The 1,728-nt window shown below is 46.4% G+C and carries 4 protein-coding genes; 3 read left to right on the forward strand and 1 reads right to left on the reverse strand.

What is annotated here, in order from left to right; all coding sequences use genetic code 11:
• Positions 1-781 (reverse strand): alpha-amylase family glycosyl hydrolase (locus ABUA34_RS14240; protein ID WP_349823538.1); only part of this gene is annotated, 781 nt, incomplete at its 3' end.
• A 147-nt stretch (positions 782-928) separates the two neighbouring features.
• On the opposite strand from ABUA34_RS14240, the gene ABUA34_RS14245 reads away from it, so the two are divergent.
• The 3 genes from ABUA34_RS14245 to ABUA34_RS14255 all read left to right on the forward strand — a co-directional run.
• Complete coding sequence (locus tag ABUA34_RS14245; RefSeq protein WP_349823539.1) at positions 929-1,171, forward strand: solute carrier family 23 protein; 243 nt, start codon at positions 929-931, stop codon at positions 1,169-1,171.
• Between the two features lie 34 nt (positions 1,172-1,205).
• A complete protein-coding gene (locus tag ABUA34_RS14250; RefSeq protein ID WP_004849879.1) occupies positions 1,206-1,328 on the forward strand; it encodes a hypothetical protein in 123 nt (40 codons plus the stop codon).
• Between the two features lie 145 nt (positions 1,329-1,473).
• Positions 1,474-1,728: ATP-binding cassette domain-containing protein (locus tag ABUA34_RS14255; RefSeq protein WP_349823540.1), on the forward strand; the 255-nt coding region annotated here is incomplete at its 3' end.

Raw genomic sequence — 1,728 nt, forward strand, 5'->3', positions numbered from 1 at the left:
GTCTTACAGTGTGCGCGATTTCAAAATAGTTGTGGTCATTGTGGCCGCTGTACAGAGCCTTGTGAAGTGTGTAGTTGGTGACACTGTGAAGAGTCTCGCCGTTTACCCAGCGGCTGTAGTCGCCGTGGATGACCTCACCCATGAGCCAGAAATCCGGCTTCACTTCATTTGCTGTGCGGCGCAGTGCCTTCATGAAATCAAAATCAAGGACGTCCGCAGCGTCAAGTCTGATTCCGTCCACATCGAACTCACTCACCCAGAAACGAATCACATCGCATATATAGTCAACGACAGCAGGATTCTTCTGATTCAGCTTGACGAGAATGTTGTAGCCTCCCCAGTTGTCGTAAGAGAAACCGTCGTTGTACTCGTTGTTGCCCCAGAAATTCACGTTGCAGTACCAGTCCTTGTACTGTGAATTCTCTCTATTTGCCTGGATGTCCTTGAATGCGAAGAAGTCACGGCCTGTGTGGTTGAACACTCCGTCGAAGATGACCTTTATTCCCTGTTCATGGCAGTAAGCCACAAATGCTGTCAGGTCCTCATTTGTTCCGAGACGGGAGTCGAGCTTCTTGTAATCTGTAGTCTCGTAGCCGTGTCCGACTGACTCAAAGAGTGGTCCGATGTACAGTGCTGAACCGCCAATCTCCTTTATATGATCCACCCATGGAAGCAGGGTGTTTAAGCGGTGAACAGGCTCACCGTAGTCGTTCTGTTTAGGGGCTCCCGCAAGTCCCAGTGGATAAATGTGATAAAAAACTGCCTCATCATACCATGCCATAGTTATCCCTCCATTTTTTAGGTGCCGGCAAATGCAAAGCACCCGATATTATTTGATATACGCTGTGAGCTGCAAGTGTTATCAGAAGCTGCCCACAACGTTTATATTATACTAAAAAAATTAGAAAAATGCGACAAAAAGTCATGTATGTATTGCACGACAGAGCCACAGATGCAGGAAAAAGACTCCATTGGAGTATTGACGCTGGCGTGCTGTCTGCTCGTCCATATATTTGCAAAGTCATACTGGAAGCAGCTCTCAGTTCTGTTCGGACTTGTGGTTGGATATATAGTAGCAGTGTGCATGGGTATGGTGGATTTCTCCGCACTCAGCGGAACATCAGTCATAGCGCTCCCTCACATCATGCCATTTAAGCCGGAGTTCAACTGAAACGCGATCATATCAGTAACTTTTCCCTAAGATCGTGCAGACGGTATTTGCTGAGAACTGTGTGGCTGTTGTATTCATAGTTGCCATCATTCTGAATCTTGTGCTTCCTAAGAACATGGATGCCCACGAGGCCCCAAAGACTGAGGATGCAGAGTAAAAACCTTTCATAAGGTGTAAGTGTTAATAACAGCGTTGTTCTGATATTATAATTTCAGAACGGCGCTGTTTTTGCTTTTTCAAAAATAGGTCAAAAGGGGTCAGGTACCTCCGTCCCCAAATAAAAATAAAGAAAGGTGAACAATATGGATAGTTTATTAAAGATAGAATCACTGAAGAAATACTATGGCAAAAAGCCAAACCAGACTAAGGCTCTGGACGGCATATCATTTCAGGTCATGCCGGGGGAGTTCCTTGGCATCATGGGTAGCAGTGGATCGGGAAAGTCCACACTGCTGAACTGTATCGCAACGGTCATAAAGCCTGACAGCGGAACCATAGAGCTTCAGGGCAAAGAGATACAGGCGCTTAAAGGTGCGAAGCTTGCGCAGTACAGAGGC

Origin of the sequence: Coprococcus sp. RTP21428st1_C9_RTP21428_210409 (assembly GCF_040227395.1) — a bacterium.
GTDB classification, from domain to species: domain Bacteria; phylum Bacillota; class Clostridia; order Lachnospirales; family Lachnospiraceae; genus Coprococcus; species Coprococcus aceti.

What these genes read in the sequence shown, in the direction of transcription:
- ABUA34_RS14245 (WP_349823539.1), top strand. Translation starts at nt 929, where the DNA reads ATGTATTGCACGACAGAGCCACAGATGCAGGAAAAAGACTCCATTGGA.